Genomic DNA, 17,759 nt, shown 5'->3' with positions numbered 1-17,759 from the left:
GTAATAAAAAAAGCCGTCACGATAAACGCAACGGCTTTTAAAATTAACTGACTAAAAAATTATTGCTTAATAAAACGTTTTGATGTTGCTCCATTAGCATTAGAAACTTCAATTAAATAAGTTCCTGCAGCTAAATTACCAACATTAATACTTTCGTTTTCAATTTTACCTTTTCCTAATTCTTGTCCCATCATGTTGTAAATTCTGTAGCTAGAATCTGCTTCAAGATTAGAAATGTTTAAAACATCACCTGAAACTGGATTTGGATATAAGTTGAAAGATATTTCGTTATTAGAAGCTTCTTCAACTCTAGCTGTAGCAGTAATGTTTACTGTGTAATCCTCAACTTGACCATAATCGAATGTTCCACAAGGAGTTGTTGGAGTAGTGTTATATCTCATGATTACTCTCATTCTTGTAGCTCCAAGTGCTGCAGTTGTTGGAACGGTAAATGAACCTGAAACTGGAGTTGTAGTTGTTCTAGCTCTAGAATAAACGCTTTCACCTGCATCAACAAAATCTCCATCTTTATTGTAATCGATATAGACTCTATAGGCTTCACTATATACAGTACTTGTCCATGATGGTGTAATAGTAATAGTATTAGCTGTTCCTCTTACCAAGTTTGTTGATAAAGCTGTAAAGTTTTCATAACCTGCAGTTCCTGTTGATGGATTATTAATTGTTCCTAATTGAACTCTTCCTATTCTTTCATCTACTGTACTATTTGCAGAAGCAGTACAATAAGTCACTGTAGCAACAGCTAAAGTTGTTACAGAAACAGTATTACTATTTGCAGAAATATTTCCAGCAGCATCTTTTGCTCTTACATTAAAAGTATAAGTAGTTGAAGCTGTTAAACCAGTAACTGCAAAAGTTGTAGCTGTAGTTGTTGAACCAATTACAACTCCGTTTCTTAATACATCATATCCTGTAACCGCAACGTTATCAGTAGCACCAGTCCAAGATAAATTTGTAGTAGTTTGAGTTGTTCCAGAAGCTGATAATGTTGGAGCTGTTGGAGCTGTTGTATCAATTACTGGATCTAAAGTAGTTACAGAAACTGAGTTACTATCAGCAGAAACGTTTCCTGCAGCATCTTTTGCTCTTACTGTAAATGAGTAAGTAGTTGAAGCTGTTAAACCTGTAACAGCAAAAGTTGTAGAAGCTGTTGAACCTAATAAAGTAGCTCCTCTATAAACATCATAACCTGTTACAGCAACGTTATCTGTAGCACCAGACCAAGATAAGTTTGTTGTTGTTTGAGTTGTTCCAGAAGCTGCCAATGTTGGAGCCGTAGGAGCAACTGTATCTGTTACACCAGAAGTAATAGTAAAGTTGGTATTTGAAACATCAAAGAAAATATGATTAGTTCCTTTCACCATAATTCTATTAGTTGTACCTGGTGTATTTGGAATTGTTACCGCTTGTGTTCCATCATTTGGAGTTGCTGCTAATAAAGTTGACCATGTTGATCCTCCATCAGTAGATAATAAAATATCTACGTTAGCACAATTAACGCCATTTGCAGTTGTTCCTGCTACAGCCCATGTTACTGTTTGAGAACTTCCTCCAACATAAGAAACTGCTGTATTTGGTGCACTTACAGAAAATGGCCCTGCTGTTCCGTTTACTGTGACAATCATATCATCAGAATTATTTGCAGAACCACCAGCTCTATTATCGCGAACCGTTAATCTAAAATTCATAGTTCTTGCTACAGATGGTAAAGCTTCAACAGTAATTTCAGTTCCTGCTGTTGTAGTTGCACCAGCCAAAACTCTTGTCATATTTGGAAAATATCTTACCGGAGAAGTTGAAGAATTATAAGATCTAAAAGTTGGTCCTGAAGTTCTTGTAGCACTTGCTGCTGAACTTGCTCCTGTTGCAGTAGATGCTGCATTATCAAATTGTTCCCAGTTGTAAGTTAGTACATCTCCGTTAGCGTCAGTTCCTGAACCAGTTAACATAAATGGAGTACTTTTAGGAATAGTGTAATCTAAACCAGCATTAGCCGTAGGAACTGAATTTCCTGTAGCAGTATTAGTTTGACACGTTTTAGTTTTTACATTATTAGTTACTTGTTGAATACTAATAGCGTGAAAATAAGCATCAGAATTAGGCTGAACGTCTTGACTTGTAATACCTGCATAACCCATAATAGTTGAACCTGAACCTGGTTCCATATTAGCACCTGTTCCTTCATTATTCATTGAGAATGTGTGATTAGCACCAAATTGGTGTCCAAACTCGTGAGCTACATAATCAATATCAAATGTATCTCCAGATGGGATTCCATTGTTTGGAGAAGTATAGCCACTTCCTTTAGAACCATTTACACAAACACAACCGATACAACCAGCATTTCCGCCACCACCAGAAGCACCAAATAAGTGTCCTACGTCATAGTTGGCTTCACCAATTACTGAAGTTAAAGTTGATTGTAGTTGAGAATTCCAATTAGATAAACTTGCTGCAGGAGAATATGGATCTGTAGCAGCGTCAGTATAAATTACATTATCGTTAGTAGCAACTAATACCATTCTTATTGCAAAATCTTTTTCAAAAACTCCATTAACACGAGTCATTGAATTGTTCATTGCCGCAAGAGCTAATGCTTTTGTCCCACCAAAATATGTTGTATACTCAGCAGTTACAGATAAAGCTAAACGAAATGTTCTTAAAGTTGAATCATCTGCATTTGGACGTAAAGCTAAATCATCAATACTTGAAGATGCTTCTTCTACAACGCTACATTCAAAAGGTGAAAATGATTGTGCTTTATCTAATTTCTTATAAATAGAATATGTTTTTAAATCCTGAGAAAATGGCTCAATAAAAACAGCAGATCTATCCGCTCCAAGAACCATAGATTTAAATCCAAGTGGTGACATACTGAAATAAGCAGTCAAAGTAGGATTATTAATTCCAACACCAATGTAAGATTTAATTTCTGGATATCTAGCTGCTAAAGCAGGATCCATGTTGGAATTTTCATAAATTCTAAATTGTTCCATTTCACCATCAGCGTTTGGTAAGGAAACAATCACAGCAGACTTTAAAGATAAATCTCTTTTTGGTGAACTTAAAAGCGTAGCTTTCATTGCGTCCACGTCTAAATCTAAAAGATTTTTTTCTGGTAATTGCATTCTGCTCTCAAGAAGTGGTACATTCTTGTTAGTAGAAGCTTTCCAAAACGATCCTTTTTGTTGAGCAAAAGCGAAACTCGTCATCGCTAATAATGCCACAGGAAGTAACTTTAACTTCATAATAATTAGTTTTTGGTTAAAAAATAGAATATCAAAATTATCAAGAATTTTGTCAAATTTTCATGTTTCTATAAAAGTTATTAACAAATCGATGAAGTGCATGTTCTTAATTTATAAAATTCACAACTATTCTTACAATTTATAAAATTATTCGAATTCAAATAAAAATTCTAAAAAATTATTATTTTTATAAAAAATATTCGATGCATTTAAGTTATTGGGAAATAAAAAATTGGTTTTCAAATGTAGATTTTACTATCGTAGGCAGTGGAATTGTAGGTTTACATTGCGCTTTAAATCTTCGTGAACGATTTCCAAAAAGTAAAATTTTAATACTTGAAAAGGGAATTCTTCCTCAAGGTGCAAGTACAAAAAATGCCGGATTTGCATGTTTTGGGAGTTTGTCAGAAATTATTGATGATTTAAAATCTCATTCCGAAGAAGAAGTCATTCAATTGATTCAAAAACGTTGGTATGGATTGCAAATTTTAAGAAAACGACTTGGAGATGAAACCATTGATTTCAAACCTTATGGAGGTTATGAATTATTTTTGAAAGAAGATGAAAACACTTATAATGAATGTTTACAAAAATTACCTTTTATAAATGATATCATAAAACCACTTTTTAAATCAGAGGTTTTTTCTAAAGAATTCGATCGATTTAATTTTCAAAACATACATGAATATTCTATTTTCAATCCCTATGAAGGTCAGATTGATACCGGAAATATGATGCAAGCACTTCTTAAAGAAGCAATTTCTAAAGATATTTTAATTTTAAATCAAGCCGAAGTTACTTCACATATTGAAAAAAATGATTCTGTTGAAATTATTGTAAACGATTACTCATTTGAAACAAAAAAATTACTTTTTGCCACAAATGGATTTGCATCTCAGCTAACAAATAATGCTGTAAAACCAGCCAGAGCTCAAGTTTTAATTACAGAACCAATTCCAAATTTAGACATTCGTGGCACTTTTCATTTAGACAAAGGATATTATTATTTTAGAAATTTTGAAGATAGAATACTACTTGGTGGTGGAAGAAATTTAGACTTTGAAGGAGAAACTACAACTGATTTATCTCAAACAGAAAAAATTCAAAATAGATTGGAAGAGTTATTAAAAAATGTAATTTTACCCAATCAAGAATTTCAAATTGCACATCGTTGGAGCGGAATAATGGGAATTGGCTCACATAAAAATCCAATTGTTTCTCAAATCTCTGAAAATGTTTATTGCGGCGTTCGACTTGGCGGAATGGGTGTAGCAATTGGAAGTTTAATAGGACAAGAATTAGCAGAATTAATATAAATGGCAACAAAAAAGAATATTTCAAAATCGACAAACAAAACTTTCTTTCAAAAGCTTAAGACATTTATCTGGAAGTCAATGCTTTGGTTTTTTGGCATTTCCATTTTATTAGTTGTTCTTTTTAAATGGATTCCTGTTCCTTTCACTCCATTAATGATTACAAGAGCTATTGAACAAAAAATAGATGGTCAAGAAATGACTTGTAGCCATGATTGGGTTCCTTTAGAGGATATTTCTGTTAATCTTCAAAAAGCAGTTATTGCTAGTGAAGATGGTAATTTTCTAAAACATAGTGGCTTTGATTTTAAAGCGATGCAAAAAGCTTTTAAAAACAACAATCGTGGAAAAAAACTTAAAGGAGGAAGCACCATTTCTCAACAAACTGCAAAAAATGTATTTCTATGGCAAGGCAGAAGTTATATCAGAAAAGGATTGGAAGCTTATTTCACGTTTTTGATTGAAATTGTATGGGGAAAAGAACGCATTATGGAAGTTTATCTTAACTCAATAGAAATGGGCAAAGGTGTTTACGGTGCAGAAGCTGCAGCCGAACATTGGTACAGAACTGACGCAAAAAACTTAACTAAAATTCAAGCAGCTGGAATTGCAGCAATTTTACCAAATCCAAGAAAATATAAAGCCACTAATTCTTCTTCTTACATTGAAAAAAGAAAAGGGAAAATTGTAAGAGTTATGAATCATGTTGGTAAACTAGAATACTAAAAAAAAAGCTTCCGATAAATGGAAGCTTTTTAATTTATTGAAATAACGATTTATAATGTGTCCAATATTTATAAATTAAAATTCCATTTAAAATGGCCACTAATAGTGCTCCACCTATCCCATTCACATCTAAAAACAAATGAAATAATAGAATGTTAATTGATATTGGCGCTAATAATGTTAATGCAAAAGCAACCCACTTTTTCATAAGAAGTAAAGCTCCAATAACAATTTCTAATACTCCAACTATTTTAAGCACATAACCTGTTGCGCCTAAAGAGGTCATAAAATTGTTTGCTTGTTCAGGCAATTCTGGTAAAGGAATAAAGCCAAAAAACTTATTAGCTCCAAAAACGAGAAGTATAATCCCTAAGAGTATTCTAACAATTTTTGTAAACATTGAATTCATAAATATTTATTTTATTGGTTAGTAATATGGTAAAAATATAATTAATTTTTTATATAATAAATATTTTAAAACTTAATTTTTTAAACATTTCTGTATTTGATGTGTTTTTAGTATCTTCATTGTAACTTTTTGTTTAAATAATTATCTAATAGTAATAATCTTAAAAATTGAAATTATGCAAGCTCACGAAATAGATTACCAAATTTTTGGTGAAGAAATGCAATATGTAGAAATAGAACTTGATCCGCAAGAAATTGTCGTTGCAGAAGCTGGAAGTTTTATGATGATGGACAATGGAATCAAGATGGAAACTATCTTTGGCGATGGTTCAGGTCAAGATCAAGGTGGTGTTTTTGGAAAATTACTTTCTGCAGGAAAAAGAGTTTTGACTGGCGAAAGTCTTTTTATGACCGCTTATTTAAATCAGAATAATACCAAGAGTAAAGTTTGTTTTGCTTCTCCTTATCCCGGAAAAATTATTCCGATAGATTTACGACAATTTCAAGGAAAATTCATTTGTCAAAAAGATGCTTTTTTGTGTGCAGCTAAAGGTGTTTCTGTTGGAATTGAATTTTCTAAAAAACTTGGTCGTGGTCTTTTTGGTGGTGAAGGTTTTATTATGCAAAAACTAGAAGGAGACGGAATGGCATTTGTACATTCTGGCGGAACTTTAGCTAAAAGAGAATTATCAGCTGGAGAAGTTTTAAAAGTTGATACTGGATGTATTGTAGGATTTACAAAAGATGTTGATTACGATATTGAATTTATCGGCGGAATTAAAAATACGATTTTCGGAGGAGAAGGAATGTTTTATGCAACACTTCGCGGACCTGGAACAGTTTATGTTCAATCATTGCCTTTTAGTCGTCTTGCCGATAGAATTATCGCTTCTGCTCCTAGAGCTGGCGGAAGTTCTAAAGAAGAAGGAAGTCTTCTTGGCGGAATTGGGAGATTATTAGACGGTGATAATAGATTTTAAAAAACAAAAAGGTTATTCTAAATCAAAGAATAACCTTTTTAAATTAAATTGGTTTATTATTTATTAGTTAACAACTAAAGGATATGTAACTTGTGCATCTGTTGCGCCACCTGCATTTGCTATATTACCTGTTGAAACTCCAGCGGCTGATTTATTCGGCAAATGTCTAAGTGTTACCGTAAGATTACCTGTTGCAGCAGAAGCAGTAACCAAAGTAAAATCTAGCCCTATAGGTTTCCCATTTGCATCAGTATCAGTATAGGCAAAAGTACCAATTGATGCAGGTGCTTGATAAAAAATTTGGTGATCTACACCTTCTTCCTCTACTTCAGTTGTAATATCATCAGCTGGATTTACTGTTTCATTCAAGAAAGCAACTGAACCTGTATAGGTAGTTCCAGCTGTTAAATTCCCTGAAACGGTTACAACAGGCGCATTTGGTCCGTCACCATCTAAATCTTTAGATAATAGTGTTATTGTTTGACCACCTCCAACTAATGTTGTTCTAACAGTTGTTATCACTTCTTCTTCATTTACAGGAGCTGGATTATCATCATCGCTACAAGAAATTAATGCAACAGCAAAAAGAGATAAGAAAAGTTTGTTTGTTAATTTAAATGTTTTCATTTTTTTAATATTTTAGAAATTAATTTTTACTTGAATTTGAATGTTTCTGCCAAGATCATCAGCGTAGAAACGTTGTCTGTTTAAATAGTCTCTGTATTTAGTATTAAATATATTAAACACTGAAAGACCTATGGTTGTAAACGAATTTTTAGATGTTTTAAAATTAACATCCGAAGAAAAATGCAAAAGATTATAGGCTTGAGGCGGTGAACTAATATTTATTTCAACTGGTACTAAGTTTCCATCAACAACAATATTTGAAATAAAATTATTATTTGGAAACTGATTTTGTCTGAAAACTATTTCACTTTGTAATTCTAACTTTAGATTACTCCATTCTTTTTTGTTAAATTGAATACGATTATTAATATTTAACGGAGGCATATCTATTAGTGATTCATTATTTGTTATGTCTGCTCCATTAACAAAAGATATCATCAATTTATGTTGAAAGTATTTAGTTATTTTCCATTGTGAATTAAAATCTACACCAGTTAAAACGGCGTTGGTTTGGTTGAATTCCCAAACCGGAAAAGCTCCGCGAATAGTTGTTTCAAAACCAACTGGTTTTAAAAAGATAAAATCTTCTATGTAATTAAGGAATGGTCCAATATTTACAGCAAAATTATTCCACTTTTTCTGAAGTGAAGTACTGATTTTATTTGACTTTTCACTAACTATTCTTAAATCTCCCAATTCAATCATACCACTAGAATGATGTAAACCATCACTGAAAAATTCTGATGGATTAGGATTTCTAACTGCACGACTAAGATTGAAATACAAATCATAATCTGAACCAAATGAATATTGTGCTCCCAAACTAGCTGAAAGATTATGAAATAAAAATTGTGGCTTAGTCAACCATTGATTTCCAAAATCACCTATAATAAAATCATTATAATCTGGACTATAATTTCTTTCATCCCATCTTGATTTCAAATAAAATTTTGTCGCTTGAATAGATGAAAAATCATAACGTGCACCAAACTCAACAGAAAAATCACTAGAAAAATGATAATCAACAATTCCATAAACTGCAGCATCAACCTTGTCATAAGTTGGGATTAAAGGCCTAACACCTGTATTTGGACTAGCCGTATTATTTTGAAACGAACTTGAAACTCCAAGTTTATAATCCCAATCTCCATTTACAAGTTTGTAATCTGCATTAAAAGTGTGTGTAATTAAATTCAAATCAAGAGCTGGTTTTGAATCTTGAATTCCGGTTCTCAAATCAAACTCTTTTCGATTATTAAATTGAAAAGAATATTGCAATCCCAAAACTTCATTATCATTAAAATTGAAATTATAATTCAATTTAGCTAAATGATGCATCACTTTTTGTTTTGGATTTTTAATTGAATAATCAAAATCATTCACAATATAAGGTATGCTATTATTGATGGAATTATATAAATCATTTACATTACCAATATGTGATGCACTCAAAATTCCTATAGTAGCATTATACAAACTATAAAAAGCAGAAAAATCATATTTCTTTCCGATGTATTTTATATCGCCAGAAAAATTGGCTTCTCTATTTCCAGTATTTGATAAATTATAACTAGGCGATTGTCTATCTCCATAATATTTGAAGCTACCTTGAACGTTCCAACTCCAATCACAAAAATTACCTTTATGCAAACTAGTTGAAATTGTTCCACCTCTACCATTACTCTCTAAAGTAGTTAATGCTTTTCCAAATAGCGTGTCCTTCTTAATACTAATCGGCTCGATAACAACAATTCCTCCAATAGCATCACCGCCATATTGTAGTCCAGATGCGCCTTTTAAAACTGTAATTTTTCCTGCCGAATTTATATCAAAATTTGGAGCGTGTTCAACACCCCATTGTTGATCTTCTATTTTTACATTATTGTTGTAAATTGGTACACGACTACTATGCAATCCATTAATAACTGGTTTTGCTATAGTACTACCACTTTTCAAAATTGAAACTCCTGAAACTTCTTTCAAAGCATTAGCCAAAGACTGACTACTATACTTTTCTATTACTGTCTCCTTAATTTTTTGCTCAGACACGGTATTATTGTAATAATTATCTTTGTGTTTTATTACAATTTCATTCAAACGCTCCGCTTTTTGCCTTAATTTAAAATTAATAACTTGAGTTTGAGTTACAGTAATGATAGTATCAATAGATTGGTAACCCACATAACTTATTAAAAATTTTGTAGGACCAAATGGAATGTCGTTTATCGAATAAACTCCATTTTTATTACTAACAGTTGATTTAGAAGAAATATGAATATGACTTTTTTCAAGTGGTTTTTCATTTTCATCTACTATTTTTCCACTTATTGTGTTTTGACCATAATTAGATGCAAAACATAATAAGCAAAAAAACATTATGATTTTTTGCATTTATTTTTCTTTGAATTGTTTACGTTAAATTAAAACGAAATAAACAATTAAAGTGGAGGTCCTCGAAGTGAATATATACATCCTGAGAAAAAAGAAATATTTTCAGCGGAATGAAAAAACGTTACTTTTCTAAAATAAGAATGGGCGTTTAAAAAACAATCCTCAAGTCTTAATTGAGAACTATAGTTTAATGTAAACTCACAAACAAAACAATGGTCAGAATCGTGATGACTATGACTTATTTCAGTCTTGTTAACTGCATATTTATGATTACAGTGTTTTTCTGAAAGTGCAACTTCTATGTGATGATAAGAATGCAGGGATTGTAACAATATTGCGAACAATATTGCCAAACCAAAAAACAAACTAACTACAGAGTATTTTCCTTTCATTACGGCAAATATATACTAGTAACAATGAAAAACCACTTGAATTAACAAATTTTAAGATTTGTAAACTCAAATGGTTAGTAAACTTGAATTTAATTAAACTAATTTATTAGCAACTAAATATTCTGCAATTTGAATAGTATTTGTTGCAGCTCCTTTTCTCAAATTATCGGCTACAATCCACATATTTAAAGAGTTTGGCTGACTTTCATCGCGACGAATTCTACCCACAAAAACCTCATCTTTCCCTTGAGCAAATAATGGCATTGGATAAGTGTAAGTGTCTGTATTATCTTGAACTACAACACCATCAGTGTGATGAAGAATATCTCTGATTTCGCTTACATTAAAATCGTTTGCGAATTCAATATTCACCGCTTCGCTATGACCTCCAACAATTGGCACACGAATAGCTGTTGCTGTAACGGCAATCGTTTTATCACCAATAATTTTTTGAGTTTCACGAACCAATTTCATTTCTTCTTTAGTGTAACCATTTTCTTCAAAACTGTCACATTGAGGAATTGCATTTCTGTGAATTGGATATTTATAAGCCATTTCACCTTGAATTCCTGCATATTCATTTTCTAATTGCTGCACAGCTTTCACACCTGTTCCAGTAATAGATTGGTAAGTTGAAACAATTACACGCTTGATTTTATATTTTTTATGCAAAGGCGCTAAAACCATTACCATTTGAATTGTTGAACAATTTGGATTAGCAATAATTTTATCTTCTTTAGTTAATTCTGAAGCATTAATTTCTGGAACAATTAATTTTTTTGTTGGATCCATTCTCCAAGCTGATGAGTTGTCGATAACTGTTGTTCCTACTTCGGCAAATTTTGGAGCCCATTCTAAAGAAGTTTCACCTCCAGCAGAAAATAAAGCAATATCAGCTTTCATATCGACTGCTGTTTGCAAACCAACTACTTTATATTTTGCTCCTTTAAACTCAATTTCTTTACCAACAGATTTCTCTGAAGCTACAGGAATTAATTCGGTTACAGGAAAATTTCTTTCTGCTAAAACTTGAAGCATTACTTCGCCAACCATTCCGGTTGCACCAACTACAGCAACTCTCATATAAATATATTTAAAATTTGGAAGTACAAAAATAGGTAGAAAATACTTTGAAAAAAGAAAATTTTGAATATTCAACAAGGAATTTTGAATGTTGAAGTATTAAAAAAGAAAAACCGCCTCAATTAAGAAGCGGTTTAGTTAGAATATATACTGTAGCGGTTTATTATTTTTTCAATAAATCTCTAATTTCTGCTAATAATTCTTCTTGAGTTGGACCTGCTGGAGCTGGAGCTTCTGCTGGTTTTTTCATTTTGTTGTAAGCTTTGATAATCATAAACATTACAAATCCAACTACAACTAAACTCACAATTGAATTAATCCATTTACCGTAACGGACAGCATTTTCTGGAGCAGTTACAACACCTGCGGCATCTTTAACTTCTGGTGACAAAACATACTGGAAAGAAGAAAAATCCATTCCTCCTGTTAACATTCCTACTAACGGCATTGCAATATCTGCAACAAATCCATTAACAACTGCACCAACTGCACCTGCCATAATTACTGCAACAGCAAACTCAATTACGTTTCCTGTCATTATAAAATTCTTAAATTCTTTTAACATGATATTTTATTTTATTGGTTATCGGTGCAAAATTAGTTAAAATATTAACATAATATTATAATTTTTGTAGAAATATTACTACTCTTAATTATAAAAAACTTATTCTTTTATAAACTTTCTAATGATTTCGCCTTTTTCAATGTGCAATTTAATGACGTAATTCCCTGCTTTTAAATCAGAAACATTTATCGAATTTGTTGGACTTGTTGTTATCTGAACCAATTGCCCTAACATATTATAAATGCTAATTGATTGTATATTTTCAAAATCTTTAACATTCAAATTCAAAATATCTTTTGCTGGATTTGGTGACAAGCTAACATAATTTTCAAAATTGAATGTGTTGTTTGCTAAAGCTTGAAAAGTACTTGTTGCTGTGTTTGTTACAATTGGAAAATTGTAGTCAAAATAAATATTTGCCAAATTACTTATGGTATTTCCAACAACCAAAGTTGAATTTGTTTTAATTTTAAACACTACATAACCATCATTTGTTGCGTCATCAAACGGAAGATTTATGTTTTCAAAAATGAATTCTACTTTGTTTGGATTTGTAATTCTTGTAACACAACTGTGTGAAGTGTCCGTGATTTGCAACGTTGAAATATCAAATTTTGTAGTGTCAATCATGTCTTTAACTACAACGTTTTGCGCTGGATAAGTTCCTGTATTTTCAAAACGAATTTGGTAATGAACATATTCACCAATCATAGTAGGATTTATTGTTGTACCTTCTAAACATGTTTTATCATTTGGGTCATAAGAATTTACAACAATTTGACGCAATGGGAAAGTATTATCGAGTTGTGTTTCGTCTGTATTTAATCCATTTATTGTTGCAGTGTAACTCAAAATATCACCTCCATTTACAGCAGGTGTTTCCATTGGAGAATTTACATTTAATGTTACTACAAATTCACCACTTTGAAACGGAATAATTGTTCCAATATTCCAAGAAAGCAAACCTGTACCTGCAGAAGTTGGAGCTAATGTTGAAGAAACATAATCTAAAACATCATCATTAAAATTAAAAATTAAAGTTGCTGTTTCATTAAAATTTCCTTTGTTTTTGAATTTTATTTTATAAGTGGTGTCAAATCCTGGACGAGCAGGAACTAGTGGAATAATAACCACTTCTAAATCGTGATGAACTCCATTAGGAACAATACAAAAATCTTGAGTAAATGGGCTTGCTGTTGCAGGAAAAGTTACAGTTGCATTTGTTGGAGAAATCGTGAAATAACTTGGATTTTCTAATTGTGGAGTTATTGTATGCGTTCCTGCTTGAACAGGAATTGAATAATTACCCGAAGCATTAGAAATTAAACTACCAGAATTGACTCCATCAGTAATTGAATATTTTAAATTTGAATAAAATCCATCTGAGGCATCACAACCATTATTGTCAGTATCTATTTTATTAATTCCATTTATAGTATAAAAAGTTCCGCCTGGAGTGAAAGAACAATAACTGTTTACTTGACATGTTGTAATCCCATATAATAAAAGCAAACTTTGAACATCATCAAGTTCTTGTTCGTCTACACAAATAAATTGTATATTGGGATTGCCATTAAAATAAAGTTCATTAAAATTGGCACCGTTTTTAATATTCAATGAAGTAAGTTGATTGTATGAACAATTTAAATATTGCAGATTAATTAATCCTTGTAAATCTAAGGTGGTAAATAGACTATGATCACAAACTAATCTGATAAGATTTATTGATCCTTGTAAATTTAAAGAAGTAAGTTGATTATTGGAAGATTCTATCTCTAAAAGACTAGTTAATCCTTGAGCATTTATTGACGAAAGGTTGTTTTCATAACATTCTATATATTCAAGATTAGTCAATCCTTGAAGATCGAGAGACGCGAGTTGATTATTAGAACAACCAAAAAATTGAAGATTTGATAATCCACCAACGTTTATACTTAATAATTGATTGTTAGAACAGTCTAATTGTTGTAAATTTGTCAAACCAACAAAGTTTAAATTTGTTAATTGATTACTATTACAGAACAAATATTGCAAATTTGTCAAACCGCTAACATTTAAGCTCGTTAATTGATTACCATTACAGTACAATTGTTGTAAATTTGTCAAACCATCAACGTTTAAACTCGTTAATTGATTATAATCACATTGCAATTGTTGCAAATTTGTCAAACCAGAAACATTTAAACTCGTTAATTGATTTGAAGAACAATTCAAGTTTTGCAAATTTGTTAAACCATTTAGATTTAAACTTGTCATTTGATTGTTTTGAAAAGCTAAATATTGCAAATTTATTAAACCACTCAAGTTCAAACTTGATAGCTGATTGTTTTGAAAAGCTAAATATTGTAAATTTATTAAACCATTCAAGTTTAAATTAAATAGTAAATTATTGAAGCAATGAATTTCTTTTAGATTAATTAAACTATCTACATTTATATTCGATATTAGATTATAACCACAAAGCAAACTTTGCAAATTATTCAATCCAGCTACATTTAAATTTGATATTAGATTATTAGTACAATTCAGTACATATAAATTTGTAAAGCTCAAAACTCCTTCTAAATTTACAATTGAAGTGTCTGAAACATCCAAATATTTAATTAAAATCGCCTCACTTACTTGAATTTCACCATCACTATTAGTATCAATAGAATTAAAAGAGGTTACAGTGCCATTTATGCTTGGTATTTGTATTGATGCAACCTGATTACTAGAACTCGCACTTAATAACTTCGCTTTAAAATTAGCATCAGGAATATTTACAATCTGCGCACTTGCAACAGAAAAGAAAAATAAAAATAATAAAGAAAAGTAATGTTTTTTCATCGTTGCAAGTAATTAAAAATCAAATATAAATAATCTTTTGTAAGAAAAACCTATTCCCTATAAAAAACCCTTTTTACTCTTTGCGAAATGCTTGTCATAATCTCGTAAGGAATAGTACCTAGTTGTTTTGCCATGTAACTTACTGTTGGATTGTCTCCAAAAATGGTGACTTCGGTTCCTTCTTTGCAATCAATTTCGGTGATGTCAACCATTAGCATATCCATACAAACACTTCCTAAAATCGGTGCTTTTTTATTTTTTATAGTTACATAACCTACTCCATTTCCCCAATGTCTTGAAATTCCGTCGGCATAACCAATTGGAATTGTGGCAACTTTTGTGGTTTTGGTTGCTATAAATCTTCGGCTGTAACCAACACTTTCTCCTTCTTCAATAGTTCTAATTTGAGAAATTATAGATTTTAAAGTACCGACATTTTCTAATAATTTTTGTTCGTCTTCATCGTTGGAAACTCCATAAAGTCCAATTCCTAGTCGAACCATATCATATTGCGCTTGAGAATAATTAGAAATTCCAGAAGTATTCAAAATATGACGAATCGGATTTATTTGCAATTCAGTAATTAACTTGGAAGATAATTTTTCAAATAATTTAATTTGTGAAAGCGTAAAATCAACAAATTTCATGTCATCACTTGCTGACAAATGTGATAAGATACTTTTTACCTCAACCGTTTTGTTGTCTTTCAGTTTGGCAATTAATTCATCAATAGTTTCCTCTTCAAATCCTAATCGATGCATTCCGGTATCTAATTTTATATGTATTGGGAAATGCTTTAACTTTTTTTGTTCGGCAATTTTCAAGAAAGCATTCAATCCTTTTATCGAATAAATTTCGGGTTCCAATTGATGCTGAATAATAGCAGAAAAACTGGTGTTTTCAGGATTCAAAACCATAATCGGCAAATCAATTCCAGCATTTTTTAACGAAATTCCTTCATCGGCGAAAGCTACTCCAAGATAATCTACTTTATGATGCGAAAGCAATTTGGCGATTTCATAACCTCCATTTCCATATCCAAAAGCTTTTACCATAACCATCAATTTGGTCTTTGGATTTAATTTGGATTTAAAATAATTCAGGTTATGAGTAATGGCATTTAGATTGATTTCTAAAACCGTTTCATGTGTTTTTTCTTCCAATATTGAAACGATTTCTTCGAAGTGAAAATGGCGTGCACCTTTTATCAAAATGGTTTCATTTTCAAAAGAAATGGTATCGATATTTTGAAGGAATTTTTCGGTTGATTCAAATGCAATGCAATTTGGAAACTTATTTTTAAAAGTTGAAATTGTTGCTCCAATAGCAATGACACGATTGATTTTGTTGGAAACAATTAAATGTGAAACATTAGAATACAATTCTTCCAAAACCAATCCTGATTGAAAAATATCCGACAGAATTAAAGTTTTCTTTTTGTATTGTTTTTGACTTTCAAGAAAATCTAATGCGATTTTTAACGATTGATAATCAGAACTATAGCTATCATCGATTAGTGTTGTGTTATTGATTCCGTTTTTAACTTTCAAGCGCATTTCAACTGGGTAAAGCAACTGCATACGATTTTGAATTGTATCTTGATCGTAGTTGAAATACAAAAGTACCATCAAACATTGAATAGCATTTTCAATAGATGCTTGATCGTTGAACGGAATTGTAATTTTAAAACAAAGTTTGTGATAAGTTATTTTGAGTTCCGTTTGATCTGAATATTCTTTTGCAATTACAAAAACATCGGCTTTTCCATCCTCAGAACTCCATGTGAAGGTATTGATTTTTGGATTTAAAAAAGCTTCTATCGTTTTGTTTTTATTCATTATTAAAACTTCAACCGAGGTAAAAAGTTTTAATTTCTCTTTAATTTTTTCTCCTAAATCTTCAAAACCTTCATCGTGAGCCGAACCAATATTGGATAAAATTCCGATAGTTGGTTGGATAATTTTTTGAAGGTTTTCCATCTCATTTATGGTAGAGATTCCAGCTTCAAAAATTCCGAGATTGTGTTTTTCATTGATTCCTAAAACCGAAAGAGGCACTCCAACTTGAGAATTATAACTTTTGGGAGAACGAATAATATTATAATCCGGACTTAACAAAAAGTTCAACCATTCTTTGATGATGGTTTTTCCGTTACTTCCTGTGACACCAATAATTGGGAAATCGAAATTGCTTCTGTAGGCTGATGCAAAATTTTGAAGTGCTTCTAGCGTATTTTCAACCAATAAAAAATTGGCTTTGTTTTCAAATTCTTTTGGAACATGATTCACCACAAAATTGGAAACACCAATTGAAATTAAATTAGAAATATAATGATGTCCGTCATGATTTGGACCAACTATAGCGAAAAATAAAGTGCTTTCAGAATTTTGAAGCGAACGACTATCAATAGAAACCGAATCGATTACAGCAATTTCATTAACGCCAACAAATTGTGCTTTAATGATTGGGATGATATTTCTTATGGAAAGTGTCAATTTAGACTATGGATTTGTGTCTTCCGACAAATGTTCAGCATCTTTTACTTCCATATTTTCGCGCATGGCTTTGTAGTAAGCTGCTCTACTTAATGGTTCGTATTCTTCCGTTTCACCAAGCAAAACTAGATTATCACTATCTGCTTTTCTGAAACTATAATGTGCTAAGTTTCCTGTACGCGTGCACACAGCATGAACTTTAGTAACATATTCAGCAGTTGCCATTAGCGCAGGCATTGGTCCGAAAGGATTTCCTTTAAAATCCATATCCAAACCAGCAACGATAACGCGAATTCCTGAATTGGCTAAATCATTACAAATTTTTACAATTTCATCATCAAAAAACTGTGCTTCGTCAATACCAACCACATCGCAACCTTGTGCCAAAATAGCAATATTAGCCGCAGCAGGAACAGGCGTTGAACGAATTTCGTTTTTATTGTGAGAAACTACCATTTCTTCATCATATCGAGTATCGATGGCAGGTTTGAAAATCTCCACTTTTTGCTTAGCAAATTGCGCTCTTTTGAGTCTTCTGATGAGTTCTTCGGTCTTTCCTGAGAACATCGAACCGCAGATTACTTCAATCCAACCAAATTGTTCTTTATGATTTACTGTATTTTCGAGAAACATTTTGTATTTTTAGACCTTAAAAAAGGAATTGTTTTTATTACTTTGTAT

At 31.5% G+C, this 17,759-nt stretch carries 12 protein-coding genes; 3 read left to right on the top strand and 9 right to left on the bottom strand.

Annotation, left to right across the window (positions count from 1 at the left end):
- Nucleotides 1–59 precede the first annotated feature (59 nt).
- Nucleotides 60–3,269, bottom strand: coding sequence for a reprolysin-like metallopeptidase (locus ACYU7A_RS01255; RefSeq protein WP_460573636.1), 3,210 nt, complete (start codon nt 3,267–3,269; stop codon nt 60–62).
- 203 nt (nt 3,270–3,472) lie between these two features.
- Between ACYU7A_RS01255 and ACYU7A_RS01250 the strand changes: the two genes are divergently transcribed.
- A complete protein-coding gene (locus ACYU7A_RS01250; RefSeq protein WP_460573634.1) occupies nt 3,473–4,585 on the top strand; it encodes an NAD(P)/FAD-dependent oxidoreductase in 1,113 nt (370 codons plus the stop codon).
- Nucleotides 4,586–5,308: a monofunctional biosynthetic peptidoglycan transglycosylase gene (gene mtgA / locus ACYU7A_RS01245; protein WP_460573632.1), complete on the top strand. Its 723-nt coding sequence runs from the start codon at nt 4,586–4,588 to the stop codon at nt 5,306–5,308.
- 34 nt (nt 5,309–5,342) lie between these two features.
- Here the strand turns inward: mtgA and ACYU7A_RS01240 are convergent, their stop codons facing one another.
- Nucleotides 5,343–5,717 (bottom strand): DoxX family membrane protein, encoded by a 375-nt coding sequence (locus ACYU7A_RS01240; protein ID WP_344815595.1) that lies wholly within the window; start codon nt 5,715–5,717, stop codon nt 5,343–5,345.
- A 175-nt stretch (nt 5,718–5,892) separates the two neighbouring features.
- Between ACYU7A_RS01240 and ACYU7A_RS01235 the strand changes: the two genes are divergently transcribed.
- The gene (locus tag ACYU7A_RS01235) at nt 5,893–6,696 is read left to right on the top strand and encodes a TIGR00266 family protein (RefSeq protein WP_460573629.1); all 804 of its coding nucleotides are present in this window, start codon (nt 5,893–5,895) and stop codon (nt 6,694–6,696) included.
- A 63-nt stretch (nt 6,697–6,759) separates the two neighbouring features.
- Here ACYU7A_RS01235 and ACYU7A_RS01230 read toward each other — a convergent pair whose 3' ends face one another.
- From ACYU7A_RS01230 to ACYU7A_RS01200, 7 genes are all read right to left on the bottom strand, one after another.
- Complete coding sequence (locus ACYU7A_RS01230) at nt 6,760–7,323, bottom strand: type 1 periplasmic binding fold superfamily protein (protein WP_460573627.1); 564 nt, start codon at nt 7,321–7,323, stop codon at nt 6,760–6,762.
- A 12-nt stretch (nt 7,324–7,335) separates the two neighbouring features.
- Nucleotides 7,336–9,714: a TonB-dependent receptor gene (locus ACYU7A_RS01225; protein ID WP_460573625.1), complete on the bottom strand. Its 2,379-nt coding sequence runs from the start codon at nt 9,712–9,714 to the stop codon at nt 7,336–7,338.
- Nucleotides 9,715–10,199: 485 nt separating this feature from the next.
- Entirely contained in the window at nt 10,200–11,189 is a 990-nt protein-coding gene (locus ACYU7A_RS01220) for an aspartate-semialdehyde dehydrogenase (protein ID WP_460573623.1), read from the bottom strand.
- Nucleotides 11,190–11,352: 163 nt separating this feature from the next.
- Nucleotides 11,353–11,754, bottom strand: coding sequence for a large conductance mechanosensitive channel protein MscL (mscL, locus tag ACYU7A_RS01215; protein ID WP_460573621.1), 402 nt, complete (start codon nt 11,752–11,754; stop codon nt 11,353–11,355).
- A 99-nt stretch (nt 11,755–11,853) separates the two neighbouring features.
- Nucleotides 11,854–14,583: a DUF7619 domain-containing protein gene (locus ACYU7A_RS01210; protein WP_460573619.1), complete on the bottom strand. Its 2,730-nt coding sequence runs from the start codon at nt 14,581–14,583 to the stop codon at nt 11,854–11,856.
- A gap of 50 nt (nt 14,584–14,633) precedes the next feature.
- On the bottom strand, nt 14,634–17,078 hold the full coding sequence (locus tag ACYU7A_RS01205; protein WP_460573617.1) for a bifunctional UDP-N-acetylmuramoyl-tripeptide:D-alanyl-D-alanine ligase/alanine racemase: 2,445 nt from the start codon (nt 17,076–17,078) through the stop codon (nt 14,634–14,636).
- A gap of 6 nt (nt 17,079–17,084) precedes the next feature.
- Nucleotides 17,085–17,711, bottom strand: coding sequence for a thymidine kinase (locus ACYU7A_RS01200; RefSeq protein ID WP_298116606.1), 627 nt, complete (start codon nt 17,709–17,711; stop codon nt 17,085–17,087).
- Between the last annotated feature and the right edge of the window lie 48 nt (nt 17,712–17,759).

This window comes from Flavobacterium koreense (assembly GCF_054776075.1).
The sequence above is the reverse complement of the archived record's forward strand: the minus strand, read 5'-3'. Positions and strand labels throughout refer to the sequence as shown.